The organism is Mycobacterium sp. AZCC_0083, from assembly GCF_014202335.1.
Lineage (GTDB): Bacteria > Actinomycetota > Actinomycetes > Mycobacteriales > Mycobacteriaceae > Mycobacterium.
The window spans coordinates 28,014-54,783 of record NZ_JACHGP010000029.1; the positions used below are offsets into that span (position 1 = coordinate 28,014).

The 26,770-nt window shown below is 63.4% G+C and carries 25 protein-coding genes; 18 read left to right on the forward strand and 7 right to left on the reverse strand.

Features of this window, described 5'->3' with window-relative positions; all coding sequences use genetic code 11:
• The first annotated feature begins 140 nt into the window (after positions 1 to 140).
• The 8 genes from HNP02_RS40555 to folP all read left to right on the forward strand — a co-directional run bounded on the left by HNP02_RS40555 (position 141) and on the right by folP (position 8,864).
• The gene (locus HNP02_RS40555; protein WP_184446500.1) at positions 141 to 956 is read left to right on the forward strand and encodes an IclR family transcriptional regulator C-terminal domain-containing protein; all 816 of its coding nucleotides are present in this window, start codon (positions 141 to 143) and stop codon (positions 954 to 956) included.
• A 152-nt stretch (positions 957 to 1,108) separates the two neighbouring features.
• Positions 1,109 to 1,987, forward strand: coding sequence for a LysR family transcriptional regulator (locus HNP02_RS40560; RefSeq protein WP_309241876.1), 879 nt, complete (start codon positions 1,109 to 1,111; stop codon positions 1,985 to 1,987).
• Between the two features lie 303 nt (positions 1,988 to 2,290).
• Positions 2,291 to 3,136 carry a methylenetetrahydrofolate reductase gene (locus HNP02_RS40565; protein ID WP_184446431.1) on the forward strand — a complete coding sequence of 282 codons (846 nt, stop codon included), beginning with the start codon at positions 2,291 to 2,293 and terminating at the stop codon, positions 3,134 to 3,136.
• A 67-nt stretch (positions 3,137 to 3,203) separates the two neighbouring features.
• A complete protein-coding gene (locus HNP02_RS40570) occupies positions 3,204 to 4,559 on the forward strand; it encodes an aminomethyl transferase family protein (protein WP_184446432.1) in 1,356 nt (451 codons plus the stop codon).
• 112 nt (positions 4,560 to 4,671) lie between these two features.
• On the forward strand, positions 4,672 to 5,598 hold the full coding sequence (locus tag HNP02_RS40575) for a bifunctional 5,10-methylenetetrahydrofolate dehydrogenase/5,10-methenyltetrahydrofolate cyclohydrolase (protein WP_184446434.1): 927 nt from the start codon (positions 4,672 to 4,674) through the stop codon (positions 5,596 to 5,598).
• A 9-nt stretch (positions 5,599 to 5,607) separates the two neighbouring features.
• Complete coding sequence (gene purU / locus HNP02_RS40580) at positions 5,608 to 6,501, forward strand: formyltetrahydrofolate deformylase (protein WP_184446436.1); 894 nt, start codon at positions 5,608 to 5,610, stop codon at positions 6,499 to 6,501.
• A gap of 73 nt (positions 6,502 to 6,574) precedes the next feature.
• Positions 6,575 to 7,939, forward strand: a complete 1,365-nt coding sequence (locus HNP02_RS40585) for a Mur ligase family protein (protein WP_184446438.1) — start codon at positions 6,575 to 6,577, stop codon at positions 7,937 to 7,939.
• A 67-nt stretch (positions 7,940 to 8,006) separates the two neighbouring features.
• On the forward strand, positions 8,007 to 8,864 hold the full coding sequence (folP, locus tag HNP02_RS40590; RefSeq protein WP_375373766.1) for a dihydropteroate synthase: 858 nt from the start codon (positions 8,007 to 8,009) through the stop codon (positions 8,862 to 8,864).
• Here the strand turns inward: folP and HNP02_RS40595 are convergent.
• The 6 genes from HNP02_RS40595 to HNP02_RS40620 form a co-directional block, all read right to left on the reverse strand.
• Positions 8,849 to 9,727 carry a bifunctional 5,10-methylenetetrahydrofolate dehydrogenase/5,10-methenyltetrahydrofolate cyclohydrolase gene (locus HNP02_RS40595; RefSeq protein ID WP_184446439.1) on the reverse strand — a complete coding sequence of 293 codons (879 nt, stop codon included), beginning with the start codon at positions 9,725 to 9,727 and terminating at the stop codon, positions 8,849 to 8,851. The genes folP and HNP02_RS40595 overlap by 16 nt on opposite strands.
• A 64-nt stretch (positions 9,728 to 9,791) precedes the next feature.
• Positions 9,792 to 10,889: a maleylacetate reductase gene (locus HNP02_RS40600; protein ID WP_255507505.1), complete on the reverse strand. Its 1,098-nt coding sequence runs from the start codon at positions 10,887 to 10,889 to the stop codon at positions 9,792 to 9,794.
• A gap of 32 nt (positions 10,890 to 10,921) precedes the next feature.
• Positions 10,922 to 11,848, reverse strand: a complete 927-nt coding sequence (locus HNP02_RS40605; RefSeq protein WP_221318588.1) for a dioxygenase — start codon at positions 11,846 to 11,848, stop codon at positions 10,922 to 10,924.
• The gene (locus HNP02_RS40610; RefSeq protein WP_184446442.1) at positions 11,845 to 12,150 is read right to left on the reverse strand and encodes a hypothetical protein; all 306 of its coding nucleotides are present in this window, start codon (positions 12,148 to 12,150) and stop codon (positions 11,845 to 11,847) included. Before HNP02_RS40610 ends, HNP02_RS40605 begins: the two co-directional genes overlap by 4 nt.
• 55 nt (positions 12,151 to 12,205) lie before the next feature.
• Entirely contained in the window at positions 12,206 to 13,576 is a 1,371-nt protein-coding gene (locus HNP02_RS40615) for an aminomethyl transferase family protein (protein WP_184446444.1), read from the reverse strand.
• Between the two features lie 37 nt (positions 13,577 to 13,613).
• Complete coding sequence (locus tag HNP02_RS40620; RefSeq protein ID WP_184446446.1) at positions 13,614 to 14,414, reverse strand: SDR family NAD(P)-dependent oxidoreductase; 801 nt, start codon at positions 14,412 to 14,414, stop codon at positions 13,614 to 13,616.
• Between the two features lie 502 nt (positions 14,415 to 14,916).
• Between HNP02_RS40620 and HNP02_RS40625 the strand changes: the two genes are divergently transcribed.
• Both HNP02_RS40625 and HNP02_RS40630 read left to right on the forward strand, forming a co-directional pair.
• Positions 14,917 to 15,360 (forward strand): MarR family winged helix-turn-helix transcriptional regulator, encoded by a 444-nt coding sequence (locus tag HNP02_RS40625; protein ID WP_184446448.1) that lies wholly within the window; start codon positions 14,917 to 14,919, stop codon positions 15,358 to 15,360.
• On the forward strand, positions 15,361 to 16,416 hold the full coding sequence (locus HNP02_RS40630) for a hypothetical protein (RefSeq protein WP_184446450.1): 1,056 nt from the start codon (positions 15,361 to 15,363) through the stop codon (positions 16,414 to 16,416).
• A 52-nt stretch (positions 16,417 to 16,468) separates the two neighbouring features.
• Here the strand turns inward: HNP02_RS40630 and pabB are convergent, their stop codons facing one another.
• On the reverse strand, positions 16,469 to 17,722 hold the full coding sequence (pabB, locus tag HNP02_RS40635) for an aminodeoxychorismate synthase component I (RefSeq protein ID WP_221318589.1): 1,254 nt from the start codon (positions 17,720 to 17,722) through the stop codon (positions 16,469 to 16,471).
• Between the two features lie 163 nt (positions 17,723 to 17,885).
• Here pabB and HNP02_RS40640 point away from each other — a divergent pair, with 163 nt between their 5' ends.
• From HNP02_RS40640 to HNP02_RS40675, 8 genes are all read left to right on the forward strand, one after another.
• Positions 17,886 to 18,272: a YciI family protein gene (locus tag HNP02_RS40640; RefSeq protein WP_184446452.1), complete on the forward strand. Its 387-nt coding sequence runs from the start codon at positions 17,886 to 17,888 to the stop codon at positions 18,270 to 18,272.
• Between the two features lie 549 nt (positions 18,273 to 18,821).
• On the forward strand, positions 18,822 to 19,595 hold the full coding sequence (locus HNP02_RS40645; protein ID WP_184446454.1) for an ABC transporter permease: 774 nt from the start codon (positions 18,822 to 18,824) through the stop codon (positions 19,593 to 19,595).
• Positions 19,592 to 20,455: an ABC transporter permease gene (locus HNP02_RS40650; RefSeq protein WP_184446456.1), complete on the forward strand. Its 864-nt coding sequence runs from the start codon at positions 19,592 to 19,594 to the stop codon at positions 20,453 to 20,455. Before HNP02_RS40645 ends, HNP02_RS40650 begins: the two co-directional genes overlap by 4 nt.
• Before the next feature lie 3 nt (positions 20,456 to 20,458).
• Positions 20,459 to 21,826, forward strand: a complete 1,368-nt coding sequence (locus HNP02_RS40655; RefSeq protein ID WP_184446458.1) for an MCE family protein — start codon at positions 20,459 to 20,461, stop codon at positions 21,824 to 21,826.
• A gap of 60 nt (positions 21,827 to 21,886) precedes the next feature.
• Positions 21,887 to 22,915, forward strand: coding sequence for an MCE family protein (locus HNP02_RS40660; RefSeq protein WP_184446460.1), 1,029 nt, complete (start codon positions 21,887 to 21,889; stop codon positions 22,913 to 22,915).
• A complete protein-coding gene (locus HNP02_RS40665) occupies positions 22,912 to 24,270 on the forward strand; it encodes an MCE family protein (RefSeq protein WP_184446462.1) in 1,359 nt (452 codons plus the stop codon). Before HNP02_RS40660 ends, HNP02_RS40665 begins: the two co-directional genes overlap by 4 nt.
• Complete coding sequence (locus HNP02_RS40670; protein ID WP_184446463.1) at positions 24,270 to 25,613, forward strand: virulence factor Mce family protein; 1,344 nt, start codon at positions 24,270 to 24,272, stop codon at positions 25,611 to 25,613. Before HNP02_RS40665 ends, HNP02_RS40670 begins: the two co-directional genes overlap by 1 nt.
• A complete protein-coding gene (locus tag HNP02_RS40675) occupies positions 25,613 to 26,767 on the forward strand; it encodes an MCE family protein (protein WP_184446465.1) in 1,155 nt (384 codons plus the stop codon). The genes HNP02_RS40670 and HNP02_RS40675 overlap by 1 nt, the downstream gene beginning before the upstream one ends.
• The last annotated feature ends 3 nt before the right edge of the window (positions 26,768 to 26,770 follow it).

Here is a 26,770-nt window from a genome sequence, read left to right on the forward strand (position 1 = left end):
CGAACGAAGGCGATTTGCCGGCACGGGCAGGTGTTGCCTGCCGGCGGCCGCGTCCGTATGGTGAGCGCATTGCAGCGCATTGCAGCGCATTGCAGCGCATTGTTCACAATGCGAACCCGACGATGGAGAGCGGATCGGCGATGGGTCGAAGCGGATCAGCCCCGGCGCCGTCCCCAGAGTTCGTACAGTCGCTGGGTCGCGGCCTGGCGGTGATCCGCTCGTTCGATGCGCAACATCGCCGCATGACGCTCACCGAAGTCGCCAAACTTACCGACTTGACTCGGGCCACCGCGCGCCGATTCCTGCTGACGCTGGTCGAACTGGAGTACGTGGCCACGGATGGCTCGGTGTTCTGGCTGACTCCGCAGGTCCTCCAACTCGGTTACAGCTACTTGTCGAGTTTGAGCCTCAACGAGATCGCCACGCCACACATCGAGGCGCTGGTCCGCAACGTCGGGGAATCATCGTCGATGGCGATCCTCGATGGCGATGACATCGTGTACGTAGCCCGCGTTCCGGTCAGCAGGATCATGACGGTATTCATTACTGTCGGAACGAGATTCCCGGCTTATGCCACGTCGATGGGGCGGGTACTGCTCGCCGGGCTCAACGATCCGGAGCTCAAGGAGTATTCGAAACGGCTCACATTCGCGCCGTTGACGGCGCGTACCGTTTCCTCCGGCGCCGCCCTCAAGCGCCAGATCGACGTCGTCCGGCGGGACGGATACTGCATCGTGGACCAAGAGTTGGAGGTGGGGCTGCGCTCACTGGCCGCACCGGTACACGATCAAGGCGGCAATGTGGTGGCGGCAATCAACATATCCACACAGGCTGCTCGATACAGTGCCGCGCAGGTTCGGCGCGAACTCGTCCCGCCGTTGATACAGACCGCGCAGGCGATCAGCAGCGATGTGGCCATGGCGCAATTGCGACTGCCGACCCGTGCCTCGACCTGACCGCTCGCGCAGCCATCCGGCGGCCGGCTGGCATGACCCGCAGCAGGCGGCCCCTTGGGCAGGGATGTCGTCAATTCAGCACAGCGTCGGGCCGCATGTTCCTACAATCGCTGCCACCATGCCTGGTAAAGCCGGTAGCAATCGGAGCGGCAGTGCTTGATCCACGCCAGCTCGAGTGCTTCATCGCCGTGGCTGAGGAACTCAATCTCAACCGGGCCGCGATCCGGTTGCACATGTCGCAGCCGCCGCTGACCCGCCGCATACAGCGGCTCGAGCGCGAACTCGGCGTGGAGCTGTTCCGCCGAACCGCAGGGGGGATGGAACTCACGGAAGCCGGCACGGTGTTTCTCGAGCGGGCCTATCGCATCGTCGCGCTGTCCACGCGGGCGGTCGAGCGCACTCGACTGGCCAGCGACGGCGAGATCGGTCATCTGTCGGTGGGCTACTACGATCCTGCGATCCTCAACGGCATACCAGAGCTGATCCGTGGCTTTCTCGACCAACATCGCTACGTGACAGTCAGTTTCGAGCTGATCGCCAAACACAACCAGATCGACTACTTGCGCGACAAGGTGCTACACCTCGGCTTCGGTCGCCACTATCCCGAAGAGCCGGGCATCACCTGTCGTCCAGTGATATTCGAACCGCTGTACGTGGCGATGCTGCGCACCAGATCCCTGGACTGGCGCAGCCCCGCCTCAGTGGTCGACCTGCGCGAGCAACCGTTGATCGTCTACCCCTCGACCCGGCCGGAATTTGCCGACGAGGTCATCGACATGTGTATGCGCGCCGGGTTCACCCCGCGGGTCGCGATCGAAGCCGAGGACGTCGTCTCCTGCCTTGCCTATGTCGCGCTGGGTACCGCCATCGCCGTGGTGCCCGAGTCGGCGACTAAGACCGTGCCCGACGGTGTCGTGTTCCTCCCGCTCACCGACGCGCCACCAGCACCCTTGTATTGCGCGCATTTGCAAGACAACTTCGCGCCGACGCTGCGCTTGTTCGTCGACTACCTCGACACCCGCGCCCCGTAGGCGGCTCCCCGCAAATCGTGCGGCCGAAATCCCGGCATCCGATGACGGGATTGCTTGGGTATCACCAGGGTTCAAATCCGGTATTGGACAACTCGTCAATGTTAAACGAGAGTGATTTCTAACGCAGTGGTACTGGAGTACGGGAGCTGATCACTCCGCAGCGTTGGGAAACCGCCGCACGACATTCAGCGGCGTACACGTCCGTCGAATTGAAGAGTTCGTACCCAATGGGTCTGAACGTGGTCATTTGCTGCCCGGATTTGATCTCGCACGAGAATGCGCAGCACCGTTGAGGAAGGTCCAATGACATTTCAGAGCGCAGCCACAACAGTCGAGGAATTAGTCGCCGCGGCCAATATCGAAGTGATACCGCTGCGCGGTGCTGACGAGAAGGCGCTAGCGATTCCGCCCGCGTCGACGATCACGGTCACGTGCTCGCCCAAATTCGGCCTGGAGCGCACCATCGAACATGTGGTCCGCGCCCGCGAGTCCGGCCATCGCGTAGTTCCCCACTTGGCGGCGCGAATGGTCGAGGACAAAGCCCAACTGGAGCGCTTCCTGGACATCTTGAGCTCGGAGGGTGTCGATGACCTCTACGTCATCGGTGGCGACGGTGCGGACCCGGTCGGCAAGTACAGCGAGGCGTTCCACATCCTGGAGGCGATCCAGGAACTCGGGCACGACCTGCAACGCATTGGTGTGGGCTGCTATCCGGAGGGGCACCCTCACATCGCAGACGATGCGCTCCTTGACGCATTGCAGCGCAAGCAGCCCTATGCCGACTACATGGTCAGCCAGCTGTGCTTCGAAGCCGCCACCTTCACCGGCTGGCTGCGCAGGACGCGGGAGGCAGGCATCAGCCTGCCGGTGCGCGTCGGTGTCGCGGCCCCACTGCAGACGCGCAAACTCATCGAACTGTCCCTGAAGATCGGAGTGGGATCGTCGGTGAAATTCCTCACCAAACAGCACGGATTCGTCGGGAACCTCCTACTCGGCCGGTCGTATACGCCGGAGGCGCTCATCTCCCAAATCGTCGACGAAACCGGATTCCGCGAACTGGGGATCGAAGGGTTGCATCTGTTCTCGTTCAACCAGATAGACGCCACCGTCGAATGGCAACACCGAATCTCGGCGGCCGCAACTGCGTGAATCCAAGAACATCGCACGGCGAAATCCTCCGCGTCGACGCGGTGGGTCTGAAGAAAGGGAAAGAACAATGACGATCGAGAGCCTCGAAGGCAAGATTCAGCGCGTCGGCAACATCGCCGACATGCTGCGCAACGCACCGCAGGGTCCTTACGACTATCCGATGCGCAACGAGTACAGCAACTGGCGCGACGAGCAGGTTGCGTGGAAGAAGACCTCAGTCCTTTACGACCAGTCATTCCACATGACCGACATCTACTTCCAGGGCCCCGACGCCAAGCGGCTGTTTTCGGACCTGGGAATAAACAGCTTCACCAACTTCGGTCGCAACAAGGCCAAGCAGTTCGTCGGCTGCAACTACGACGGTTACGTCATTGGAGACGCGATCCTGTTCGGGTTCGAAGATGACGAGTACAGCCTCGTAGGCCGTCCCGTGGCGCCGAACTGGGTGGCCTTCATGGCCGAAACCGGCGACTACGACGTCAAGGTCACCCGCGATGAACGTGCGGTCGACAACAAGGGCACGCGGTTGACTTTCCGCTTCAACCTGAATGGCCCGTTGACTGGCCGGATTCTCGAGAAGGCCGTGGGTGGACCGTTACCCCGGATCAAATTCTTCAACATGGGTGAATTCGAGATCGCCGGCGTGCCGATCCGGGCGCTCAACCACACCATGGCGGGGGTGCCGGGCGCAGAATTCACCGGCCTGGAGTTGATGGGCCCGTTCGATCAGGCCAGCACGGTTCGCCAGGCACTGTTGGAGGCCGGCAAGGAGTTTGGACTGCGCGAAGGCGGTGGTCGGTCCTACCCGACGACCGCAGTCGAGTCGGGCTGGATTCCGTCTCCGGTGCCCGCCATCTACACCGGTGAGGCGATGAAGCCGTTCCGTGAGTGGCTGCCCGCCAATGGCTTTGAAGCCAACGCGTCGATCGGAGGCAGCTTCTACTCCGACGATATCGAGGACTACTACGTCACACCGTGGGATCTCGGGTACGGCCACATGCTCAAGTTGGACCACGACTTCGTCGGACGGACGGCGCTGGAGAAACTCGCCGACCAACCTCACCGCACCAAGGTGTGGCTGCGCTGGAACAACGAGGACACCGCCGCGGTCATCGTCGACAGCTTGTTCGGGACCGGCGATCGACCCAAGTACCTGGACATTCCGGTGTCCAACTACGCCAGTGGGCCGCACGACAAGGTTGTGATCGGCGACAAGTTGGTCGGGTTGTCAGCCAACGCCGGCTACACCATGAATATCGGAGGCTGGGGTTCCATGGCGATGGTCGACGAAAAGCACGCGGTCGACGGGGCTGAGGTGAGCATCGTCCTCGGCGAGGAGGGCGGCGGTTCGGCCAAGCCAACCGTCGAGCGACATGTCCAACGGACCATCCGCGCCACCCTTCACACCAAGCCGACGGAATGACAGGCTCCCGTCCTGCCGGAAGATTTCAACCTTCGGCTCCGGCAGGGCGGGGTTCCAATCTTCCTCCTGACATCGGCATTGCCCCTCCTGAAAGGAATCGGTGCTCGCTCCCATGACCGCACAGGTAATCGACGGACGCAAACTCGCCGACACGCTCAGGGGTACCGTCGCACAGGAGGTATCGGCACTCGCGCGAGACGGCATCGCGTGTCGTCTGGCCACTGTCAGTGTCGGCGACGACGATCTGGCCAAACTGTACGAACGCCGGATCGCAGCCACCGCAGCACACCTGCATGTCGGACACACCCACGTCGGCCTTGCCCATGACGTCACACAGACCGACGTGGTCGAGGCCATCACGGCCCTCAACGACGACCCGTCGATCAGCGCGATCCTGATCCTGCGTCCGGTGCCAGACCGACTTGAGGAAGCCGAGATCTTCGCCACCATCGCGCCAACGAAGGACATCGACGGCGTGCACCCGGAAAACCTCGGGTTGCTGGCGGCGGGTAAGCCGCGGTTTGTGTCTCCGACCGCCGCGTCAGCGTTTCACGCCCTCGACGAATGGATCGATCAGTCCGGGATCAACAACCGCGAGTTCTACCGCCACTCGCACATCGTCGTGGTCGGGCGCTCCGCCAACGTCGGCAAACCCGCGCTGCTTCTGGCGCTGCAGCGCCAGGCCGCCGCCGAGTCGGTCGACGAATGGGCCAGCCGCCACGGGCAACTCGGCTGGCACACCCGCCGTGCCGACGTCCTGATCGTCGCGGCGGGTTCGCCCCAACTGATCCGCGCCGAGCACGTCCGCGAAGGCACCGTTGTGCTCGACGTCGGCATCAATGCGGTCCGCGACGAGATGGGGATGCACATCGTCGGCGATGTCGACTTCGCGCAGGTACGAACGCGTGCGCGGGCAATCACGCCGGTCCCCGGCGGTATCGGGCCGCTGACCGATCTGTGGGTCATGCGCAACGCCGCGGTCGCCGCCCGGCTCAACTGCAGCCCGGTCGCGCCTTCTGCCGGCATCGCAAGCTCCTGAAGGATGATCATGAATGCGCCCAGCCGAACTCTGTACAACATGCACGCACCAACCGGATACGTGCTCACGGTGTCCTGCCCTGACCGGCCCGGAATCATTTTCTCGCTGACTGAATTCTTGCTCACGCACGACTGCACGATCGTCGAATGTCAACAGTTCATCGACCGGGACGCCGAGAAGTTCTTCATTCGGCTCCAATTCGAAGCGGCCTACGACGTCGCGGTCGAGTTGCAAAGCTTGCGTGCCGATTTCCTTGATCTGGCACAGCGATTCGGGATGCAATGGAGGATGCTTCACACCTCGGCCAAGCATCGTGTCTTGATCATGGCGAGCAAGTACGGGCACTGCCTCAACGATCTGCTGTTCCGCACAGACAACGGAGCGCTCAACATCGACATCGTCGCCGTGGTATCGAACCACCCCGATTTGGGTTGGATGGCCGACAACTACGGCATTCCCTTCCATCATGTTCCGGTCTCAGCCGCGACCCGAGCAGAAGCGGAAGGGCGCCTGCTCGAGTTGGTCGACGAGCTCGGTGTCGACTTGGTGGTCCTCGCTCGCTACATGCAGATCCTCTCCAATGACCTTTGCAAGGAACTGGAGGGCAGGGCCATCAACATCCATCATTCGATGCTGCCCAGCTTCAAAGGGGCGCGCCCGTATCACCAGGCGTACTCACGTGGCGTCAAAGTGGTCGGAGCGACAGCGCATTACGTCACCGGGGACCTCGACGAAGGACCGATCATCGAGCAGGAGATCGCCCGTGTCGATCACTCCATGAGCGCCGCCGAGGTGACCATGCTGGGTCGCGACAATGAGTGTCTGGCGCTCGCGCGGGCGGTTCGCTGGCACACCGAGAACCGGATTCTGCTCGACGGAGCCAGGACGGTGGTCTTCCGATGATTCGGCGCCGCCCGAAGCCGCGTCGGTGAACGCGATCCGACGATACGGGGGGACGCCAACTACGATCCGACCGGTGAACGCCCGGATCGTTCAGGGCAGCAGCCTTCCGTGGTCCGACCCGGTCAGCGCGACCGAGTATCTCGCCGGGCTGTCCGGCTATGAAGTATCCGGGGCGATCGACGCTCCTGGCACGCGACGCATAGCGGCGATCACCGATGGTCTGGGCACACCCAACCGACGATTTCCTGCAGTGCACATCACCGGGACCAACGGCAAAGGTTCCACGTCGGCGATGACCACCAGGCTGCTACGTAGCCAAGGACTGCGCGTCGGTACCTACACCAGCCCCCATACAACCCACGTGACCGAGCGAATCACGGTCGACGAGAATCCTGTCTCCGCTGAAGAACTCGCCGGCGCGCTGGGTCGGGTGGCATGGATGTCTCGGCGGATCGGAGTAACGCCCAGCTGGTTCGAGGCCGTTACCGCAGCGGCATTCACCGTGTTTGCCAATGCCCGAGTCGATGCTGCCGTCGTAGAGGTGGGCATGCTCGGCCGGTGGGACGCCACCAACATCATCGACAGCACCGTCGCAGTCGTGACCAACGTCGACCTCGATCACACTGAATTCGCCGGACCCAGTCGGATGCACATCGCCATGGAAAAGGCTGGCATCGTACGGCCGGGAACGACGCTGGTGCTTGGCGAAACCGACCCCGATATCTTGCCGATCTTTCTGGCCCGAAAGCCGGGTCGGCTTCTGCAACTGGGTGTCGAAATCACCGTGGCGCGTCGACAGCTTTCGGCGTCAGGGTCCACCGTTGATCTGGTTACTCCGTGGGGTATTCACCGCGAGGTACCGATCAATCTGCGCGGAGCCCACCAGACCCGCAACGCTGCCTTGGCGTTGGCGGCGGCTCAAGCGTTTCTCGAATCGCCCATCGACGTTGCAGCTGTTCGCCACGCACTGGGCGCGGTCCGCTTGAAAGGACGCGCCGAAGTCGTGCGCAGCGCCGAACCGGTGATCATCGTCGACGGTGCGCACAACGCTGCTGCTGGACGCGCCTTGCGTGACACCCTGGATGAATACTTTCCGACCCCCGCACGGCGGGTATTGGTGTGTGCGGTTTCGGGCAATCGCGATCCTTCTGAAGTCCTCCGTGGAATTGGCGTCGAGGACTTCGACCTCGTCATCGCAACACAGGTGCACTCCACGAGTTCGGCTTCTGCAGAGTCGGTTTCAGCGGCAGCACGCCGATCCGATGTGCCCGCCATGTCCGCCCCCGACATCGCAACGGCTCTGCACACGGCCGTCACCTCCGCGGGCACCGACGGGCTGGTCGTCGTTGCCGGCTCGTTGTACCTGGTCGCACCTGCCCGCGACGGCGTCGCTGCGCTCGTTCGGCCAAGAACAGATGTGACAGCACATGAGCCATGACCTTCGCACTCCGGCTGCGAACGTTGAGCGCTCCGGCGTGCGGTCGGCGCGGCGGCCCTTCGACGAGATGCTCACGGCCACCGTAGGTGGTGCCCAGCAGTCGAAGCGTTGTCTGGTGATGGGTGTACTCAATGTGACGCCAGACTCATTCTCCGACGGTGGCCGCTATCTATGCCTGGATTCGGCGGTTGCACACGGGTACGAGATGGCTCAAGCAGGCGCTGACATCATCGACATCGGCGGTGAATCGACCCGGCCGGGCGCACAACGAATCTCGGCATCCGAAGAGTTGCACCGGGTGCTACCGGTGGTGCGCGAATTGGTGGCTGCGGGGATTCCGGTCAGCATCGACACCATGCGTGCGGAGGTGGCAGTTGCCGCGGTGTCGTTGGGCGTGCAGGTGGTCAACGATGTTAGCGGAGGCCTGGCCGACCCTGAGATGGCCCTCGCAATCGCCGAGCTCGGCGTGCCGTTTGTGGCGATGCATTGGCGCGCTCACAGTGCGGTCATGCAACAGCACACCCACTATGCCGGCGATGTCGTCGCAGCGGTTGGGTATGAATTGGCCTGCCGGATAGACTCCCTCGTCGCGGCAGGGGTGGAGTTCGAACGTATCGTCGTCGACCCCGGCATCGGGTTTGCCAAAGACGCTGAACAAAGCTGGGCCCTGCTGAGCAGGCTGCCCGAGCTCAGCGCCCGATTGCAGAGGCCAGTACTCGTCGGTGCGTCGCGAAAACGGTTCTTGCGCAGAGCCGCTGGCGCCGCCGTTCTGGATGCCGCGACTGCATCCGTTTCCGCGTTGGCTGCCTTAGCAGGTGCGAAATGTGTCCGCGTCCATGATGTCGCGAGCAACCTGGGGGCGGTGCGGGTGGCCGAGAACTGGATGGCTCATGCGGCGCTGGTGGCGGATTACCCTACGCATTGATCGGTCGTGAGGCGGACCGTTTCACCGGCCGGAGCACCTGCGGCGTCTGCGGTCTGAGCCAACAGCACGGCGATCGTCATCGGCCCGACACCGCCCGGCACCGGAGTGATCCATTGCGCGCGCTCACGTGCCGCCCCGTACTCGACGTCACCGACGTTGCCGGGGCTGTAGCCTGCGTCGACAACGACGGCTCCGCGCTTGATCCAGCCTCCGCGAATCAGTTCCGGCTGACCCACCGCAGCGACGATGATATCGGCGCTTCCCACCTGATCCGGCAGATCCGCGGTGCGTGAATGGCAGTAGGTGACTGTCGCGTTGCGTCGCAAGAGCAGCATCCCGACCGGCAGGCCCAGGATCGAGCTGCGGCCGATCACCGCGGCATGTTTGCCCTCGATGTCGATGTCGTAGGCGTCGAGCAATCGCAAAATTCCTGAAGGAGTGCACGATTCGTAACCGGGGGAGCCCAGGGCGATGGCGGCGAAGGAGGCGGCGGTGACGCCATCGACGTCCTTGTGGGGTGCGATCGCTTCGAATGCGGCGCGCTCATCGATGTGATGCGGCACCGGGTGTTGCAGCAGGATGCCGTCGACGTCATCGCTGTCGGATAGGGCGCGCAATTCGCCGATCAGTTTGTCGGTCGTGGTTGCGGCGTCAAGCTGCACTCGCAGTGAACGGATTCCGACGTCGGCGCAGCGGTTGGCCTTCATCCGTACGTAGGTATGGGAGGCGGGATCGTCGCCGACGAGCACGGTGGCCAGGCAGGGGACCTTGCCGGAGGAGTACTTGAGTAGTTCGACACGCTGGGCGGTATCGGTGAGCAGTTTGGACGCGACCAGCGCACCATTCAGTTCGGAGGCAGACATCCCATCCCTTTCTGATAGATCTTGGGGCCGGCGGCGGCTGCGTGATGACGGCGCGGTGGGTACTTCAGGGGACCGACGGCGACAGTCCGCGCCATGCACCTTCGAGTAGGCGGTGTACCAGGGCATGAGTCAGCGGCCGGGGGCTAGTCAACCCCCTTGCCAGTGCGGCCTCTACGGCCTGCTCTACCTGAGATTCCGTAATACCAATCGCGCGTAGTCCTTTCGGCGTCCCGACAGAACGACCGAGCGACCAGATCGCAGTGGGTAGCTCATCGCTGACAGTGTCCATTGCCGCCGCCAATCGCGCGACGGCGCCCGGCACCGCCGGACGCACGAACTTCACTGCATACGGCAGCACGATCGCATGGGTGAGCGCATGGGGCGTGTCGAAGATTCCGCCGAGCAGATGGCAAAGCGCATGGTGAATGCTCGTTCCGACGGTGCCAAGTGCGGTTCCAGCCAGGCAGGAGGCAACCAGGACCTGTCCTCGGGCGGCGACGTCCGCTCCGCGGTAGGCGCTGAGCAGGTGGCGGTTGATGCGCCGCGCACCGTCGAGGGCTTGTGCGTCGGTGATGGGATCGGGGTTGGGGGCCCACAGCGCTTCGGCGCAGTGGGCTAGCGCGTTCATGCCGCTCGGTCCTACGACATCGGAGGGTAGCGTGACGAGCAAGTGTGGATCGTAAATCACCACCTTGGGCAACGCTCCGCTGTCACGTGCGGTCCTCTTTTCGCCATTCGATGTCAGGCCGTAGATGGCAGTCATCTCGCTGCCCGAGTACGTGGTCGGCACGCACACCAGAGGCAGACCTGTACTGACGGCGACGGCCTTGCCCAAGCCGATGGCGCTGCCGCCGCCAACGGTCACTAGCGCGTCGATCCCCGCGTCGGTCGCTGCGACGGTCGCGCGCTCGGCCAGTTCGCGGGGAACGTGCTGGCGGACCTCGCTCCACACCACGTGCAGGCGGTCAGCGACCGCGAGCTGGGCCTGCTCCGCCACATGGCCGCCGCACTCGGCGGCGATGAGCATCACGCGTTGGGCGCCTATGCGCTCGAGTTCGTCGTGGACATCGCCGAGCGCGCCGTCGCGGAACACGATTCGCCCGGGCATCGTGTCGCGGGTGAATCCGGCCGGGGCCAGCGTGGAGGAGGGGGCCGATTCCATGGTCGTCGTGAGCCTTTCGCCGTGCGTCGCGGTCAACGCAGTTTGGTGCGGCTGGTGCTGAACGACACGGTGGAAGACTCGCCTGATGTCAGCACGAAATCATGACGCAGTTCCCAAAACGGCGCGGTGCGACTGGCGGCGGCGCACCGGCCTGGGTCGCTGACCAAGTCGTAATGCACTACGAGGGACGGCTTGACGCCGAACACGGCGTCGCTGCTGATCCAAGGGTCGTCGTCGGTGTAGAGCTCGGTGACCACTGTGCGAAAGCCTTCCGCCGAGGCGATCACGTGGACATGGGCGGGCCGCATGTTGTGCCTGCCGGTCGCACGCAGCAGATCTCCGACAGGTCCGTCGTCGGGGATCGGGTAACTGACCGGCTTGATCGTCCACAACTCGTAGCCGCCGTCGTCGTCGGTGATGAAGCGGCCGCGCAGGTTGTAATCCGGCTGGCGTGGATCGGTGTTTTCGTAGAGACCGTTGTGGTCGGTGCCCCAGATGTCGAGTTGGGCGCCGGGGATGGCGCGACCGTCGACGTCGATCACGCGCCCGACGATGTGCGCGGTTTCGCCGTCACTGGGACCTCGGCAGATGTCGGCGCCGTTGGGCTCGAGGGGCGATCCGGCGCGGTAGAACGGCCCCAGCACGCTGGCCTCCAGTGCCCCGTCGGGAACCGGCGCCGCCAGTGTGTCGACCGTCATGGTCAGTCCCAAGACGTCAGCGAGCAGGATGAACTCATGTCGTGACTCATCGCTGAAGTCACCGCAGCGCTTGAGGTAGTGCGCCGCAGCCAACAGCTCGTGCGGCTGAAGACGAACTTCGCGCGCTAGTTCGTGAGCGTGGCGTATCAAGGCCGAAACGACCTCTCGCACACGCGGATCGGGTGCCGGGGCCACGGCGGCCAGCACGGTTTCGGTGATCTGTTCGCTAGTGGTGGCAGTTGCGATGCGGGTGGTATTCACCATCGCCTGCCATCGCGTCGGGTCCGATCGCGGACGGTCTGACTCGGCCCGGCCCACAATGCAGGTGAGGTGAAGTAGCTGCGGCCGAGTCGGCGGCGGTATGCCGGTGGGACGCTGACGGTGTCCTGGAACGCCTCGCTGGCATCACCGACTTGCTCGACCACGGCGTTCACTGCCGTGGTCTCCTCGGTACAGCGGGCGTCGCGACTGTCGGGAGCGCGCAGCAACGCCAGCACGTCTTCGGATTCGGCTCGTAGGGTGTACGCGTACAAGCGCTGCGCGGCGAGAGCTGTTTCCAACACGATGTGTCCTGTTCGGTTGAGGGCGTTCGACTTTGGTTCGCAGCGCCGCGTGCCTCTATGCCAGCGAGGTGGTGCTGATCGTCGCCCGGATCTCGGTCTGGACGTGGGGATCCAGGTTCGGTTTGGGCGAATCGGGGTCCTGCCCCCATAGCAGGCTGACCTCGGCACCGTCGACCGCCTCGGCTTCGTCGATCATCGCCAGCGAGCACAGGGAGTCGATGTTGACCGTGTAGCCGCTGAAGGTGGCCAACCCGACCACGCGCCCGTCCTTGCGCACCTGATCGAACTGGAAGTGCGTGAACGATGTGATTGGCAGGTCGAGTCGCATGGGGCGAGCGGCTGGCTCCCGGTAGAGATTGTCGGCGAATACCCGAGCGGCATCGGCCTCGTTCCACCGCAGCCACACCTTCCGACGGTGCGGCTGCGACGTCCGCCGTTCAAGCGCCTCACGCCCGATGAAGTCGTGGTCGAACTTGATGTTGCGCCCGTAGCCGAGATCCCACGGCGTGGAGTAGTAGTCCTCGATGTCGTCCGAGGCGAAGCTGCCACCGATGCTGGCGAAGCCTTCCAGCCCCGCCACGGGCAGCCAGCTGCGGTACTCCGCGAGCCGCTCATCGCTGTAGATGGCGGGCATTGGTGCGGGGATCCACCCGGATTCATAGATTGTGCTGACATAGGAGATGGACCCTCCTTGGCGGAGTCCAAACTTCTCGCCGGCATCGAGCAGCGCGTCAAGCACCGCGGGTCCACCCTCGGCGGGGCCGACGATCTCCAGGCCCGTCAGCTCCCGACCCGGAACCCCGGCCATGGTGTGGTTGAGGGCGCGCACCGGCGTGCCCGCGATGTCGAATCGGCCCATGTTGAAGAACCGAATGTGTTCCAGCGGGCCGCCGCGCACTGCTTCGAGAATCTTCTGAGTTGCCGGACCGTTGAGCTGATAGCGAAACGTCAAACGTCCCTGCGGATTTGCCTCCGAACGCTCGTCGCGAACGATGCTGACGTCGTAGTCACCCGTTTCGACGTTGTACTGCACCCAGTTCGGGGCTGCAGGTGTGCCGACCAGAACGTATTCGTCGTCGTCGAACCCGAACAGGATGGCGTCGGAGATGACGTAGCCGTCGTGGTTGCACGCCACGAATTGCTTGGCCTTGTCCTTGCCGAACGTCGCGAAGGTGTTGACTCCGAGATCGGAGAACAACCGCTTCACGTCGGGGCCTTTGACGTAGAGGTCCGTCATGTGGTGGGACTGGTCGAACAGCACGGTGGTCTCCTTCCACGCGCGCTGTTCGCCTCGCCACGTCGTATATTCGGGCTGGAACGGCATCTTGTAGTGCATTGCGGGCAAGCTGCGTAAGAAGCGCGCCGGATTGCCGGCCTGATCAAGTGCCTGTTGCAGGCTCACACCTGCCAATGTCTCCAATGACATTGCGTTCCTTCCTATTTGGGCGGACGACATGGGCTGATCACAGCACCGCCTTGCTGATGCCACCGTCGACCTCGAGGACCGTACCGGTCACGTAGGTGGCGAGATCGGACGCGAGGAACACCACGGCGTTGGCGATCTCGGCGGGGTCGGCCCACCGGCCGATCCGGATGCCGCTCGCCGCGGTCATGCCGCCGCGTACTTCCTCAGCGGTCTTGCCCTGCGACTGCCCAATCGCTTCGTGCTTAGAGGTCCAACCTTCAGTCAGAGTCATGCCGGGGGAGATGGCGTTCACAAGGACGTTCTTCGCGGTGGCCTCACTCGCCAGGTAGTTGGTGAACGCAAGCACAGCCGCGTTGGTGATGCCGGTTACACCGGCGTTGGGTACCAATGTCAGGGCGGTCGCTCCGGCGATGTTGATGATGCGCCCCGATCCAGAGTCGCTGAGCAGGGGCAGGGCGGCGGAGGCGACGCGATGAAAGCCCAGCAGTTTGGCGTCGAGGTAGCTGGCCAGCGTTTCGGTCGGGGTTTCGGTCAGTGCCGATGGAGTGAGCTGCGGTCCGGCGGAATTGACCACGATGTCCAAGCGGCCTCCCCAGGAGTGTGCCTTGGCGACGGCGGTGCGGACCGACTCGGTGTCGGTGACATCTGCACCGAGGGTGAGTACATCATTGGGTCCCGGCGAGGGGAGCGTGGCCGCGGCGGACTTGAGCGCATCCTCGTCGCGGGCGATGAGCGCCACCCTTACACCTTGCTCCTGCAGGGCCTTGGCGATGGCGAATCCGATGCCGCGGCTCGCGCCGGTGATGAGGGCGACGCGGTCCTGAAGTCCCAATGTCATTGTGTTTGTTCTCCTGTCAATGTCTGTTCGGTTGCGACGCGATCCGACTGGCCAGCAGGGCACATGAGCCGCACCCCTGTGTCGATATCCGACCGTGGTGCTGCGGCCTCCGGTGGACGCGTGCACATCGATGCCACGTTCTCCCGCGTCGAAAAATTAACACAACTTGCGTGCTCAAGCAAGATATTTATGAGAGGCTCTCGGAGAGTGGGTCGCGGCGCGCGAATATGTGTGCTGATACTGGGAAGATGGCGGGACTCGGGGGCGGCCGTCCATCGCGGTAGCACTGACGCCCGCGGGAAGTGATTTGGTTAGCTTGCGTAGTCATCTATTCTGGACTGCGGCGATCCACGATCGGTTCGCCGTAGGAGAGGAGCGTCCGTCGATGGCTGCCCAGGGTGATGCGCGAACCGCGAATAATCGGACTCCCCGACTGAGTGTCGACGGAGTCGATCATGCAAAGCGGTTACGCGCTGTTGTCGACCGTTTGGAGGAGGAGACGATGCTCTGGCAGGAGTTCCTGCGTGCGCATCGAACCATCATCGACAAGATGGGCGAGCAAATGATGCGCGACCACAATCTGCCCCTTGAGTGGTTTGACGTATTGATCCACCTCGCTGACCTGCCGGATGGGCGGCTTCGTCAGCGGGTATTGCGCGACCGGCTCCTTCTGAGTGAAAGCGGTGTGAGCAGGCTGCTGCTGCGCATGGAGCAGGCGGGGTTCGTCGCGCGCAACACCGCAGGCGAGGACAAGCGCGGCATGGAGATCAGCCTGACCGATCAGGGTCGCACCGCGGTGATCGAGGCCACTGAATCGCATGTCGCGATGGTGTCCACGCTGTTCACGCAGCGACTCACCCGCACCGACCTCAACGCGTTGGGCCGTGTCCTGCCCAAGCTCACCGCCGAATCTGAGGAATTCGCAACGCCATTGAACGGGGCATGAATGAATCGATTGACCGAACGGCGCGATACGCGACGGACGTTGCTCGTCGGCAGCATTCCGGCACCGGACACGCATGAGGCGGTCAAGCTCGCCCTCACCCAACTCGGCCCAACGTTGATGTGCATCCCCGATGGAGAAACCGGACCGCGCAGCCAATGGGTGGCATCGATCATCGCAGAGTTGCGTAACCACCCCGCCGTCGTGCTGCAACGCGACGGGCAGTGGTCCGACTACAACGACCGACCGCGGTACCGAATCCGCCGTGGGGCGACTCTAGACCCTGATCTGTTGCGCCTGGGTTATGACACCGCGCTGCAGGAGTCCCGTCCAGTACTAGACCGCCTGGTCGCAGAATATGGTTTGGAGGGCGCCATCTATCAGGTCGGTGTGGCGTCTGGGTTCGACCTGGCACTGCTGGCTTTCGGTCCTGCCGGAGCGCTGCGGTACCGCAAGGCGTTCAATGTGGCGGCGAGTCGCGAAATACGGTCCATCCGCGGCATTCTCGGAGATGACGTGGTATTTCAGATCGAACTGCCCGCCGAGCTGGTCGCCGTGTCGCGAGCGCCGAGGATCTTGCGGCCGGCGGTCGCGCGGTGGATGGCCGGGGCCTCGGTTGAGCCCGCGAAGTTGGCACCCAACGGCACGAAATTCGGAGTGCACCTGTGTTTTGGCGACCTCAACCATAAGGCGCTGATGAAGGTTGGCAAGGATTGCGCACCGATTGTCCAGCTGGCCAACGCCATTGCCGCACGTTGGCCGTCGCACACGTCGCTTACCTACCTGCACATCCCGTTGGCCGCCGGAGACAACCCACCCAGTCTGTCCGGGTCTTATTACGCCCCGTTGGCCAACTTGTCGCTGCCGACAGACACCCGCCTGGTCGCTGGATTCGTCGATGAGTCACTTGGACTGGACAAACTGCGTGAGGTCTTAGGTATGGTCGAATCCGCCGCCGGGCGCCGCGTCGATGTCGCAGCACCCTGCGGGCTCGGACGCCGCGACCCCGCCATGGCCCGCGACCTCATGCGCGCCAGTCGTCAGTTGACCGACGCCTGACCGACCTGTGCTGACGTGGCCACTGCGTCTCAACTTGTTTGGACGGGCCGCCTCAATGCTGCCCCGCCAGTTGCTGATGGCCGGCCCAGCGGGTGTTCGCCAGAATCTGGTGTTTGGCGCGAAGTTCGGCCCATTCGGCGACCGCCTCGCTGCTCCACGTGATGCCACTGCCGACGCCGTATTGGCAAGTGCCGTATGACAAATCGATGTGCGCGGTGCGTATCGCCACGTTGAATCGGGCACGAACAGTCTCCGAGGGTGGAGCAACCCATCCAATCGCACCGCAATAGATGCCGCGTCGGCGTGCCTCGACCTCCTGGATGATGTGCATCGTTTCAGCCTTCGGCGCGCCAGTGACCGAACCGCAGGGGAACATGGCACGCAAGACAGCGACCAGGCCGGTCTCTGGTAGGGGCTCAGCGGTCACCTCCGAAGTGAGTTGCCACACCGTGGGGTACGCCTCCGGGGTCAGCAGCGCCGCAACCCGCACCGATCCCACCGCAGCGACCTTGGCCAGATCATTACGCAGAAGATCAACGATGATGATGTTCTCGGCACGTTCTTTGGGACTGTCCAACAGCTCGCGCAACAGCGTCCGATCGTGGGCAGCGCTGCTCCCGCGCGGCGCAGTACCTTTCATCGGTTTGGTACGCAGCGTGTTACCGACCCACTCGAAGAACAATTCGGGACTCGCGCTGGCGATCACGTGGTTGTCTATTTCCAGATATGCGCAATAGCGTGACTCCTGCGCATGGGCCAGGTCGGCATAGAACGACAGTGGATCTCCCGCAAACGGCGCGGTGAGCGTCGTTGTCAAGTTGCACTGGTAGGTGCGGCCGGCTGCGATGGTGTCTTTGACGCGATCGAAGGCGCTGCCGTATGCCGACCGCGTCCAGTGATGAGACCACGGACCGGCGCGGTAGGCCGACCGCCGGGCGACGAGTTCAGTCGATCTCAGCGGCGGGGGCGCGAGGCCAAACCATACGAGGGGAAGCGCCGAATCGCCTCTGCCGGCATCGGCGGGAACCGCAGGCAAGGCTGAGTCAAGGCCGGCGGCGGCCTCATAGGAAACGAAGCCGAAAGCCCATTCGCCGTCACGGGTCGCGTCTTCCACGTACTGCAAGGCATCGGCGACTTCATCTGTTCGGTGGGTGGACACGTGGTGTTGGAAACGCGGGAAGACGTGTGCGGTGCCGCTCACGAGATCGTCCAGGCGCCCCCAGGTGTGACGAAATGGCGGCCCCTGCCTGCGGTGGTCCATACCCTCGAGGTGCCGCTGCGCGATGTGGGCAACGGAACCGGTCACGACACCTCCCCAATACGCGGTAGGGCATGGCCGCGCCAAAAGCGTAACCATTGAAAGCGTACGTGCTCTTGCGCGCGCAAGCAAGCAAACTAGGCTGATCGGAAGACGGGTGCGGCACAGGGGTGCCGACAACGTCGACAAACTAACCAGAAGGAGATTCACAATGACCGCCACCGACGCCCGCAAAGAACTCGCACAACAGGGCCATCCCGGAGGACCCATCTATTTCGCCTGCTTCACCCGGCGCGGAGACGCCAGTCTCACCGATATCGAAGGGGCGTTTCCCGAACACAAACAGTGGGTTGCTGATCAGGAGGCAGCTGGCCGGATCCTGGTTGCCGGGCCCTTCTTGACCGATGACTTGTCTTGGGACGGCGACGGATTGATCGTGTTTCGACTCGACTCGGCCGATCAGGCCGAACATCTGGCACGTCAAGACCCGATGCACGCTCAAGGGCTTCGAACGTTTCAGATCGTTGCCTGGCAACTCAACGAAGGGTCGCTCCGGATCGATCTCACCTTCTCCAAGGGAGGCTTCGACTTCGCGTGATTGGGCCATGCCCATCCGCGTGGGACTGTGACCGAATCTGCGCATTTCCAACCGCGGCGATGCCGCCTTCCGCGGCTGCACCAGCGAATGTGCAACGTGCAGGTCGCGAACAGATTCGGCGATCCCGTCGTGATTGCGCTTAGTTGCTATGACGTCGCGGTCCCATCGACTCTGATGACAACCGGAACGACAACGACTGCTTCATGTGGACTCGGAACCCATTGTTATCAACGATATATACACATATCACCGAGGAGTAACCTTCTAGTTCTGGCTGCGTTAAACCTCAATCATCGATCGACAACGTACGTTGCTAACAAAGTTGTTTCCCCAATCCATTGCGTGCGCACGCAAGAGATGTTAGGTTTCTGGCTGCAAGCCGGCGGTGAGCTACGTCACTCGTCGCGACAGGGGTGGACCCGGCACGGCGGCACCGGTCGGTCGGCTCACGCCGGTCCGTTCGGGCTGGGTGCGCGGTCACGCGGCCGGTGCGTGCCGTCTTGGGTGGCGCCATCGACTCATACAACGACCTGACAGAGGAGATCGCTGATGGCGAGTTCGGATGGCGGGGCGGCGCTGGCACCCGTCCGCAACTTCGGTGACTTCTTCGCGTTGGCTCTCGACATCTTTGTTGCGTTTTTCAAGTGGCCGTTCGCCTGGCGTGAGTTTCTAGAGCAGACGTGGTTCGTAGCCCGGGTATCGCTATTGCCGGCGATGTTCTTGGCTATCCCGTTCACCGTTCTGTCGGTCTTCCTCTTCAATGTTCTGTTGGTCGAGTTCGGGGCGGCGGACCTCTCGGGTACAGGCGCGTCGGTCACGACAGTCAACGAGATCGGACCCTTCGTGACGGTTCTGGTGGTCTCTGGTTCGGGCGCGGCAGCGATTTGCGCCGACCTGGGGGCACGGACGATCCGAGAGGAGCTCGACGCGCTACGCGTTATGGGCATCGATCCGGTGCACGCGCTCCTGGCCCCGAGATTGCTTGCTGTCACGCTGGTTTCGTTGTTGATCTCGTCGCTGGTCACGTTGACTGGCCTGGTCGGCGGATTCTTCTTCGGCGTGTTCTTCCAGCACGTCACACCGGGCTCTTACGTCGCGAGTATGACGCTGGTCACCGGGCTTCCAGACGTAATCGTAGCGATGGTCAAGGCAACCGCCTTCGGCCTGATCGCCGGCCTCATCGGGGTTCATCAAGGCACGACGGTCAGCGGAGGTCCAGCGGGAGTGGGAAATGCAGTGAATCAAACCGTGGTCTACTCCTTCGTCCTGTTGTTCTTCGTCAATGTGATCCTGACTGCCGTCGGATATCAGGTGATCCGATGAGCGCCGCGAGTACTCTTGTGCATCAACGGGTCCCCGCCTCGGCCCTTCGCGTGTTCAGAGCAACGCGGGCGGGTTGGTTTCGGCTCGGCGAGCAAGCCCGGTTCTTTGGCCAGACGCTCGCATCACTTGTTGATGTGGTGCTGCACTACCGCGGCGAGCTGCTTCGTCAGATCGCAGCAATGAGCCTGGGCACCGGTTCGCTGGCCGTAATCGGCGGCACTGTGGCGGTAACCACCTTTCTCACGATATCTACCGGTGGTGCGCTAGCCAGCGAGGGCTATAACCAGCTTTCGAACATCGGCGTCGAAGCGCTTACGGGATTCGCATCGGCCTTCGCCAACACCCGGTTGGTGACGCCGTCGACTGGCGCGTTCGCGTTCGCTGCGACTATCGGTGCCGGTGCCACCGCTCAGCTTGGCGCTATGCGGATCAATGAGGAGATCGACGCGCTTGAGGTGATGGGTGTCCGGACCATCGCGTATCTAGCGTCGACCCGGGTCGCTGCCGGGATCATCGTGGCCGTCCCGTTGTACTGCATCGCCCTGATCCTGGGTTACACGTCAGGCAGATTGGTCACCGTCTACTTCTATGGGCAGTCGGGCGGCGTTTTCACCCATTACTTCAATACGTTCTTCATCCCCGCTGACGCCATCCGTTCGTTCGTGGTCAGCTTGGCCGTGGTCACAGCGATCATGTTGATCCACACCTACTACGGATTCACCGCGCGAGGTGGGCCGGCCGGTGTCGGCGAGGCAGTGGGACGCGCTACGCGAGCGTCGCTGATCGTCGCGGTCTTCGTCATCCTGTTCGTCACGCTGGCCCTCTACGGCCAGACCGGCAACTTCAACTTTGCGGGATAAGGCGTGCTTCGACGACGGCAAGTCCGCAGGATCGGCTCGGGGTGGCTGGCACTGCTACTGGTGGTCATCGTCTGCAGTCTGGTCGGTTTTGCCTTGGGCGTGTTCAACCAAACGTTCACGTCAACGGTGCCGGTGACTCTCACCGCGGATCGGTCGGGTCTGGTGATGGAGCCATACGCGAAGGTGAAGATGCGTGGGGTGCAGGTGGGGCGGGTGGCCACCGTTGTCGGGGGCGTCGATTCGGCGACCATCCAGCTCTACATCGATCCCGATCAGATCAAGAACATCCCGGCCAACGTCAACGCACGCATCAGTGCCACTTCGCTGTTCGGGGGCAAGTTCGTCGATTTGATCTACCCCGATGACCCCAGTCCGCAACGACTGGCGGCGGGTGCCGTACTCCGATCGGAGAACGTCGCGGTCGAGGTCAATACCGTCTTTCAGAATCTGGTCGATCTGATCAAGCAAGTCGATCCGTCGAAGCTCAACGGCGTGCTTTCCGCGCTGGCACAAGGGTTGGGCGGCAAGGGCGATCAAATCGGTGAATCGATCACCGACACCAATGAGGTTCTACAGGCGCTGAATTCGCGTACGGACACCATGAAGAGTGATTTCCGGGCCCTTGCCGATGTCAGCGACACCTACAGTGGCGCTGCGCACGACATCATCGCCACAGTCGACGCGCTGACCACCACGTCTGCCACCGTGACCGCGAAATCCAACCAACTGGACCAGCTTCTGGCTGGCACGGCCGGTCTGTCCCGCAGCGGTGTCGAGCTCGTCGGCCCGAACAAGGACAACCTCGTCAATACCGTCAACCTGTTGCAGCCCACGACCAGCCTGTTGATGAACTACAACCCCGAGCTGACGTGTCTGTTGGTGGGGGCGGACAAGACCGGCGCCGGGCTGTCCCAGATGCTGGGCGGATCCAACGGCAAGTCCCTCATCATGGACGCCGCACTGCTGCTAGGCGACGATCCCTACCGCTACCCCGACAACCTGCCGATCGTCGCGGCCAAGGGAGGACCGGGCGGCAAGCCCGGGTGCGGGTCGCTGCCCGACGTCGCTGCCAACTGGCCTGTGCGTTATCTCGTTGCTAACACCGGGTTTGGCACCGGTGTCGACATGCGGCCCAACCCGGGCATCGGCTTCCCCGGCTATGCCGACTACCTGCCGGTCACCCGGGGTGTGCCGGAGCCACCCAGCATTCGCTACCCCGGACCTCCAGCCCCGGGCCCCATTCCCTACCCCGGCGCCCCACCGTACGGAGCGCCGCAGTACGGGCCCGACGGCACGCCGTTGTATCCCGGAGTGGCTCCGGCGCCTCAACCGGAGGCGGCTCCAGCGGATCCAGCACCGCCACCACCGTGACCGCCCTGGACCGTGCCAACTTCGGACCCGATCAGCTCCCGACGTGAAAGGTGAAACACCGTGCGGCGCAATCTCGTAGGCCTTGCATGGCGGCTCACGGCGTTCGTCGTGCTGTGTGCGGTCGGAACAGGATCACTGATCATCATCTACGCGCAGATCCGATTCCAGCGGGAGACCACGTACAACGCGCTGTTCAACACGGTGAGCGGTCTGAAAGACGGCAACTTCGTGCGCATCGCGGGCGTCGAGGTCGGCCAGGTCAAGAGCATCACCATCGAAGACGACGCCACCGCACTGGTCACGTTCACGACCGACGATTCTGTCGTGCTCACCGAGGGAAGTAGGGCGGCGATCCGTTACGACGACCTCATCGGTGGGCGCTACCTCGTACTCGAACAAGGGCCAGGGGCAACCAGGAAGCTACCGCCCGGTGGGACGATCCCGTTGGACCGTACCGCGCCTGCACTGGATCTCGATGCGTTGATCGGCGGGTTCCGACCGCTATTCCGGGCGCTTAGCCCAGACCAAACCAACGCCCTTACCGGACAACTCATTGCGGCGTTCCAGGGCCAGGGGCCGACGATCGGGTCAATCTTGACTCAGACCGCGGCGCTGACCAACACGCTGGCCGACCGCGACGCTCTGATCGGGCAGGTGGTGACCAACCTCAACACGGTGCTGGGCTCACTGGGCGATCGGTCAGGCAAGTTCGGTGAGGCGGTCGACTCACTGTCACAGCTAGTGCACGCGCTCGAAGGCCGCAACACCGACATCAGCGCCGCCTTGGGATATGCGAATGCGGGTGCGGCCAGCATCGCCGACCTGCTCAGCCAGGCTCGGCCACCGCTGCAAAAGACCGTGGAGCAGACCGACCGGGCCGCCACTGCCGTGCTGTCGGACCATGACTACTTCGACGACCTCCTCAAGACGTTGCCGGATGCCTATCGAGTGCTCAACCGCCAGGCGCTCAACGGCGATTTCTTCAGCTTCTACCTGTGCGACATCGCGTTAAAGCTCAACGGCAAGGGCGGGCAACCGGTCTACGTCAAGATCGCCGGTCAGTCATCGGGTAGGTGCACACCACAATGAAATCATTCCGTGAGCGCAATCCTCTGATCATCGGCGCCCTCGCACTGGCGCTCATCGCCATCGTCACCGTGGGTGCACTGAACTATCAACGCCTGCCGTTCATTTCGAACGGCAAGACATACTCCGCGTACTTCGAGGAGGCTGGAGCTCTGGAGACCGGTGCGCCTGTGCAGGTCTCTGGCTTTCGTGCCGGTCGCGTCAAGAGCATCTCCCTGACGCCGCAGGGGGTGCTGATCACGTTCAGCGTGGCTGACGACATCCGCCTCGGTGAACGTACCGAGGCGACGATCAAATCGACGACGTTGTTGGGCAACAAGGTGTTGGAGGTGTCTCCCCGCGGTCCGGGCCACCTCAGTGGCGCCATTCCCGCCAGCCGGACGATCTCGCCCTATCAGCTGCCCGACGCCATTGGCGACCTCACCGCGACAATCAGCGGACTGGACACCGACCAACTTTCCACGGCGCTGCAAACGTTGTCGACCACCTTGCAGGACACTCCGCACGAGCTGAAGGTGGCCGTCGACGGGGTGGCCCGGTTCTCCCAGACCATCGACCAGCGCGACGCGGAACTGCGCAACCTGCTCTCCAACGCGAGCAAGGCGACCGGGGTCCTGGCCGACCGCACCGGCGAGATCGTCCAGCTGATTCACGACACCAACTCCGTGTTGGCTGCGTTGCGTAACCAAAGCGCTTCCCTCGACGCGATTTCGGGCAACATCTCGGCTCTGGCGCAACAGTTGCACGGGTTCATCGCCGACAACCGAAATTCGCTGAAGCCTGCGCTCGACAAGCTCAACGGCGTACTCGCGACCGTCGACAACCGCAAGGCCGAGATCCAGAAGTCCATCAAAGGCCTTGACACCTACGCGATGAGCTTCGGTGAAGCGCTCTCCGGCGGTCCGTTCTTCAAGGCCTATGTCGCCAACCTCATTCCGGGCCAGTTCATTCAGCCGTTCGTCGACGCCGCGTTCTCCGACCTCGGTCTGGACCCCAATGTCCTTCTGCCGTCGCAGCGCACGGACCCGCCCACCGGCCAGCCTGGAACACCGGCGTTGCCGGTGCCCTACCCGCGCACCGGGCAAGGCGGCGAACCGCGCATGAATCTGCCCGACGCCATCACCGGCAAGCCGGGCGATGACCAGTGCGGCCCGCCGGGGGCGCCGCTGCCCGGCCCTGGCTGCTACCCGTACAGCGATCCACTGCCGGCACCTCCGCAGGGCGGCCCTCCTCCGGGGCCACCGGCGACACAAGCACCCGATCCCGGCGCGTCGACGCCGCCGACTCCGAGCCGACTGTTCGTGCCGGCGCCCGGTGAGCCGGCACCCACTTCGCAACTCGACGGAACGGGCCAGTGATGAGGGGGCGTCTCGCGCGCATCGTGCTGGCCGTCGTGCTTGTCGGAATCGTTGCCGGAGGCGGATATTTGATCGTCCGGGCACATCAGCAAGTCGACCACGTCGAGGTGACCGCCTACTTCGACAACAGCAATGGCGTGTTCGCCGGCGATGACGTGCGCATTCGAGGCGTCAACGTCGGCAAGATCGAGAAGATCGAACCCGAACCCTCACGGGTCAAGATCACCTTCTGGGTCGACGGGCAGTACCAGGTGCCCGCCGACGTCAAGGCGGTCATCCTCTCTCCCACATTGGTGACGGCGCGCGCAGTCCAGCTGACGCCGCCGTATCGCACTGGGCCCACGTTGGAAAACCATGCCGTGATTCCCGAGCAGCGCACTGCAGTGCCAGTGGAGTGGGATGACGTGCGTGCTCAGCTTCAGCGGCTGGCCAACACGCTGCAACCCACCGAACCCGGCGGTGTGAGCACCCTGGGGTCATTGGTTCACACCACCGCCGACAATCTGCGCGGGCAAGGCGCGACCATCCGTGACTCGATCATCAAACTCTCCCAAACCCTTTCAGCGCTCGGAGACCACAGTGGTGACATCTTCAGCAGCGTGAAGAACCTCTCGGCTCTGGTGTCGGCGCTGCAGGACAGCACCGACCTACTAGGCGAACTCAACGGAAACCTGGCGTCCATAACGGCCTTGTTCGCCAACGATCCCAATGAGATCGCCAACGCGATCAGCGACCTCAATGATGTCGTGGGAGAAGTCAAAAGCTTCGTCGCCGAGAACCGTGAGAGCCTCGGAACCACGACCGACAAACTCGCATCAGTTTCGACCGCGTTGAGCCAGAGTCTCGATGACATCAAGCAGGCACTGCACATTCTCCCGACGGTTGCGGCCAACGCCGCCAATCTCTACCAGCCCGCTCAGGGCACGCTCAGCGGGATCGCGGCGGTCAACAACTTCTCCGATCCCCTCACGTTCCTGTGCGGAGCCATCCAAGCCGCGTCGCGCCTCGGCGCAGAACAGTCGGCGAAGCTGTGCGTGCAGTACCTGGCACCCATCGTCAAGAACCGCCAATACAACTTCCCACCACTGGGATTCAACCCTCTGGTGGGTGCCAGCGCACGCCCCAACGAGCTCACCTACAGCGAGGACTGGATGCACCCGGACTACATTCCGCCACAGGCCACACCCCCACCTGCCGCATCCCTGCCCGATCCTGCAGCGGCGATCGGCGAACCCCCGCTCGCAGCTGAAGCAGCGCAGGTCGCCGACGCCCCACCGGCCCGCCCCACCGATCCCGCCGCCGGACTGCCAGGCATGATGATCCCACCAGGGGCGGGCTCGTGATGAGCATCCGTCGCCTCGCGGGCATCGTCTTCATCGCAGCCCTGGCCGCCGTGATGGCTACGGGCTGCGAATGGCGTGGACTGAACTCGTTCGCGCTGCCAGGAACCCAAGGCAACGGACCGGGATCGTTCACCATTGAGGCGCAACTGCCCGATGTCGACAGATTGCAACCCAACTCGAGGGTGCGGGTCAACGACGTCACGGTCGGCTCCGTCTCCAAGATCGAACGCCAGGACTGGCACGCGTTGGTCACGATGACCCTCAACGGAGATGTCGTGCTGCCCGCGAATGCAACCGCATCCCTTGGCCAGACGAGCCTTCTCGGATCACTGCACATCGAGTTGGCCGCACCGGCGGATTCGCCCCCCGAAGGACGGCTGCACCAAGGCTCGCTGATTCCACTGTCGGCGGGTAAGGCCTATCCGTCCACCGAACAGACCCTTGCGGCGGCCTCCGTCCTGCTCAACAACGGGGGGCTGGGTCAGGTCCAAGACATCACCCGTGCGCTCAGCACCGCGTTCGCCGGCCGCGAAGGAGACCTGCGCAGCCTGCTGTCACAGCTGGACACCTTCATTGGCCGGGTGAACGAGCAGACCGACGACATCATCAGGGCCACGGACAGCCTCAACGGATTGGTCGCCCAACTCGCCGCCCAGAAGCCGGTCATCGACAAGGGGCTGGACACCATCCCAGATGCTCTGGCCGTGCTCAACAAGGAGCGCGACCACCTGATCGACGCCGTCACCGAACTCGGCAACTTCAGCGCCTTAGCGGCCGACTCCGTCAACCAAACCAAGACCTCCCTGGTTCAAGAACTCAAGGACTTGGGGCCGGTGCTGCAATCACTAGGTGACGCAGGCACGTCCATCACGCGATCGCTCAACCTCATCACGACCTTCCCGTTTGCCAAGGATTCGCTCGCCAAGTGGTTCCGTGGGGACTACGCCAACGTCAGCCTCGTGGTCGACCTGACGCTGAGCCGGCTCGATGCCGCAATGTTCACCGGCACGAGATGGGAGTGCGATCTGACATGGCTGGAGATCCAATGGGGACGGACCATCGGTCAGCTTCCCAGCCCGTGCACCGGCAGCGCCCCGCCCAACGGCGCTGGCAATCCGTTGCTCGCTGCCTACCGCTACGACCAGGGGCAGTAGTAG

Coding starts and splice junctions, on each gene's coding strand:
- HNP02_RS40625 (WP_184446448.1), top strand. CDS start 14,917: ATGCTCTGGCAGGAGTTCCTGCGTGCGCATCGAACCATCATCGACAAG.
- HNP02_RS40615 (WP_184446444.1), bottom strand. CDS start 13,576: ATGTCATTGGAGACATTGGCAGGTGTGAGCCTGCAACAGGCACTTGAT.
- HNP02_RS40620 (WP_184446446.1), bottom strand. CDS start 14,414: ATGACATTGGGACTTCAGGACCGCGTCGCCCTCATCACCGGCGCGAGC.
- HNP02_RS40575 (WP_184446434.1), top strand. CDS start 4,672: ATGACCGCACAGGTAATCGACGGACGCAAACTCGCCGACACGCTCAGG.
- HNP02_RS40665 (WP_184446462.1), top strand. CDS start 22,912: ATGAAATCATTCCGTGAGCGCAATCCTCTGATCATCGGCGCCCTCGCA.
- HNP02_RS40600 (WP_255507505.1), bottom strand. CDS start 10,889: ATGGAATCGGCCCCCTCCTCCACGCTGGCCCCGGCCGGATTCACCCGC.
- HNP02_RS40650 (WP_184446456.1), top strand. CDS start 19,592: ATGAGCGCCGCGAGTACTCTTGTGCATCAACGGGTCCCCGCCTCGGCC.
- HNP02_RS40595 (WP_184446439.1), bottom strand. CDS start 9,727: ATGTCTGCCTCCGAACTGAATGGTGCGCTGGTCGCGTCCAAACTGCTC.
- HNP02_RS40630 (WP_184446450.1), top strand. CDS start 15,361: ATGAATCGATTGACCGAACGGCGCGATACGCGACGGACGTTGCTCGTC.
- purU (WP_184446436.1), top strand. CDS start 5,608: ATGAATGCGCCCAGCCGAACTCTGTACAACATGCACGCACCAACCGGA.
- HNP02_RS40570 (WP_184446432.1), top strand. CDS start 3,204: ATGACGATCGAGAGCCTCGAAGGCAAGATTCAGCGCGTCGGCAACATC.
- HNP02_RS40675 (WP_184446465.1), top strand. CDS start 25,613: ATGAGCATCCGTCGCCTCGCGGGCATCGTCTTCATCGCAGCCCTGGCC.
- HNP02_RS40645 (WP_184446454.1), top strand. CDS start 18,822: ATGGCGAGTTCGGATGGCGGGGCGGCGCTGGCACCCGTCCGCAACTTC.
- HNP02_RS40640 (WP_184446452.1), top strand. CDS start 17,886: ATGACCGCCACCGACGCCCGCAAAGAACTCGCACAACAGGGCCATCCC.
- HNP02_RS40565 (WP_184446431.1), top strand. CDS start 2,291: ATGACATTTCAGAGCGCAGCCACAACAGTCGAGGAATTAGTCGCCGCG.
- HNP02_RS40555 (WP_184446500.1), top strand. CDS start 141: ATGGGTCGAAGCGGATCAGCCCCGGCGCCGTCCCCAGAGTTCGTACAG.
- HNP02_RS40670 (WP_184446463.1), top strand. CDS start 24,270: ATGAGGGGGCGTCTCGCGCGCATCGTGCTGGCCGTCGTGCTTGTCGGA.
- folP (WP_375373766.1), top strand. CDS start 8,007: ATGCTCACGGCCACCGTAGGTGGTGCCCAGCAGTCGAAGCGTTGTCTG.